Source organism: Leptolyngbya sp. FACHB-711, from assembly GCF_014695615.1.
Lineage (GTDB): Bacteria > Cyanobacteriota > Cyanobacteriia > Elainellales > Elainellaceae > Leptolyngbya_A.
The window spans coordinates 1-2709 of the sequence record NZ_JACJOR010000019.1 but is presented as its reverse complement, the minus strand read 5'-3'; the positions used below and the strand labels follow the sequence as shown (position 1 = coordinate 2709).

At 49.9% G+C, this 2709-nt stretch carries 3 protein-coding genes; 2 read left to right on the top strand and 1 reads right to left on the bottom strand.

Annotated elements, in window-relative coordinates:
* The coding region (locus tag H6F80_RS29340; RefSeq protein ID WP_206755014.1) for a hypothetical protein at positions 1–239 on the bottom strand (239 nt) is incomplete at its 3' end.
* Between H6F80_RS29340 and H6F80_RS00225 the strand changes: the two genes are divergently transcribed.
* Complete coding sequence (locus H6F80_RS00225) at positions 229–1755, top strand: DEAD/DEAH box helicase (protein ID WP_190789616.1); 1527 nt, start codon at positions 229–231, stop codon at positions 1753–1755. The genes H6F80_RS29340 and H6F80_RS00225 overlap by 11 nt on opposite strands.
* Before the next feature lie 48 nt (positions 1756–1803).
* Entirely contained in the window at positions 1804–2568 is a 765-nt protein-coding gene (locus tag H6F80_RS00220) for a class I SAM-dependent methyltransferase (RefSeq protein ID WP_190789615.1), read from the top strand.
* Positions 2569–2709 lie beyond the last annotated feature (141 nt).

Genomic DNA, 2709 nt, shown 5'->3' with positions numbered 1-2709 from the left:
CGGGGTTCATCGGCAAAATGGGAAGGAGCCTCGGTTTCGTTCGTTTGAATTCCTTGCCAAGATTTTTGTATTTCTGGCGGCAATTTATCTACTTTGCTAAAGACTAAATTGTCTCTAATATTTATCCGGTTAATCTCTTCCGTAAAGATTACCGAGCCACGGAACGTTATTCCAATTTCTAAACTGTTAGCTTTATAGAATTCATAACCATCTGCAACTTTCTTTCCTATGGGTCGCACTCCTACCCTGACCTTCGATCGCGGAACGCTTATTTTACATCCGCCACCCCGTGGAAAAGCCTGGGTTGACTTTGCCACCTGGGACGATCGCATTGAGAAGTTTCGGATTCCGGCAATTCAGTATTCTGAGCTGATCGATCGCCTCAAGGCTGAAGCGGTTGCCTTTAATAATTCTGTGCCTGATTTTGCTTCGGTGAATCTGGCGGCGAAGCTCGAGCGTCAGCCCTATCCGCATCAGCAAGAGGCCCTCTCTGCCTGGATTGCGGCTCAGCGGCGAGGAGTGGTCGTGCTGCCCACAGCGGCGGGAAAAACCTATCTGGCGCAGATGGCGATGCAGGCAACGGGTTGCAGTACGCTGATCACAGTTCCAACGCTGGACTTGATGCACCAGTGGTATGCCCATCTGCTAGCGGCGTTTCCCGATGCAGAAGTCGGATTGCTGGGGGGCGGTTCCCGCGATCGATCGCCTATCCTCGTTGCCACTTATGACAGTGCTGCAATTCATGCCGAATCACTGGGAAACCGCTACGAACTGCTAATTTGCGATGAGTGCCACCATTTGCCGAGCGACTTTAATCGAGTGATTGCAGAATTTACGATCGCTCCCTATCGGCTGGGACTGACGGCAACTCCGGATCGATCAGACGGTAGACACGCGGATCTGGATCTGCTACTGGGAAAGGTAGTGTATCGCCGCACAGCCGAAGAGCTTGCTGGAAAAGCTTTGGCACACCATGAGATTGTGCAAATTAAGGTGGAACTTTCGGAGCAGGAGCGCAGCCGCTACGATACGCTGATTCAAACGCGCAACAGCTTTTTGCAGCGGATGAATGTGCGGTTGGGGTCGCTGGATGGCTGGCAGCGATTTGTGCAGGTAAGTGCCCAATCTCAGGCGGGACGGCGGGCAATGCTGGCACACCGAGAAGCGCGATCGATCGCTCTAGGAACCGAAGGCAAACTGCGCGTGTTAGCCGATTTGCTGGCGCAACACTATCCTGAGCAAACGCTGATTTTTACGAACGACAACGCGACGGTTTACCGAATCTCACAATCATTCCTGATCCCGGCAATTACGCACCAAACGCCTGTGAAAGAACGCCACGAGATTTTGCAGCACTTCCGCGAAGGAACCTATAAAACGCTGGTCGCTTCCCATGTGCTGAACGAAGGCGTAGATGTTCCTGAAGCGAGCGTTGCAATTCTGCTATCGGGAACGGGTTCAGCGCGGGAGTATATTCAGCGGTTAGGACGGATTTTGCGAAAAGGACAGGATCAAAAGCGAGCAATTCTCTATGAAGTTGTCGCGGAAGAAACCACCGAAGAAAACGTTTCTCGCCGTCGCCGTGCGCCCGCCCCGTCCTATCAGCCCAATCCACCCACACAGCTAGAGCTAGTCCCCACTCGATTACCCCAGAGGGAGAACGGCGAAGCCTCGCCCTATGAGGTTGCGCCATACCGCGCTGCGGAAACTGCTGGACAGTGGAAGGTTAACGAAGAGAACGAAGGAGACGAGTGAAGCGGTGAAGGATCAACCCTCTGGCGATCGCGACAGGATGATAGCAGGATGACGCTAACTACCTATGGAAGCCTTTGTACAGAAGTGTATGAGCTTACCAAACCTGTCACTGGGGAATATGTTGATGTTCCTTATTTCATACAGCATCTCTCCCAAATTGACGGAAGAATTTTAGAGGGAATGGTTGGTACAGGACGCTTACTCATTCCTCTACTAGAGGCGGGGCTGAATGTCGAGGGAATTGACGCATCAGCCGATATGCTTACCGCTTGCAAACGAAATTGCGCAGCCAGAGGTTTAAAGCCTGCGCTTTATCAGGGTTCGATAGAAAACCTGGATCTTCCGGGTAAGTTTAGTGCGATTGTTGTGACTTTTGGTTCGTTTATGCTGCTAGGAAATCGCACAGCAGCGATCGCGGCATTACAAGCATTTGCTAGGCATTTAGAACCTAATGGAAAAATCTTTATCGATTTAGAATTACCTGTTGGCTCTTTCAAAACAGAAAACATTGTGCAACAGCGAGAGCCCATTACTTGCTTAGATGGCGCAGTCATTGTCATGCAAACATCATCCTGGATTGATTGGATAGCGCAAGTTGAGCATACGCTCATTCGATACGAGAAATGGAAACATGGAAAGCTGATCAATACAGAATTACAGCATCTTCCGCTGCACTGGTTTGGGCGCGAAGAATTTATGATGTGTCTGCGAGAGTGTGGATACACCAATATCACGCTTTGTGCAAATTACAGAGATGGATTAGAACCGAGTTCCTACCATGACCAGCTCTGTTTCTCAGCCACTCTTGCCTAAAGTAATGCAGGAGTTCGGCAATCTCGAATAACCTGATCGGTTTGACCGTACTGCCCTCAATGAAAACACTGCCTAGAATAACAATTAAGGAACAGGTGAAACGCTTGTTCAATTACTAAACCATTGAAAAATTGATTAGAG

Excerpts from the sequence above, each read along its gene's own strand:
- H6F80_RS00225 (WP_190789616.1), top strand. The coding sequence starts at position 229 with ATGGGTCGCACTCCTACCCTGACCTTCGATCGCGGAACGCTTATTTTA.
- H6F80_RS00220 (WP_190789615.1), top strand. The coding sequence starts at position 1,804 with ATGACGCTAACTACCTATGGAAGCCTTTGTACAGAAGTGTATGAGCTT.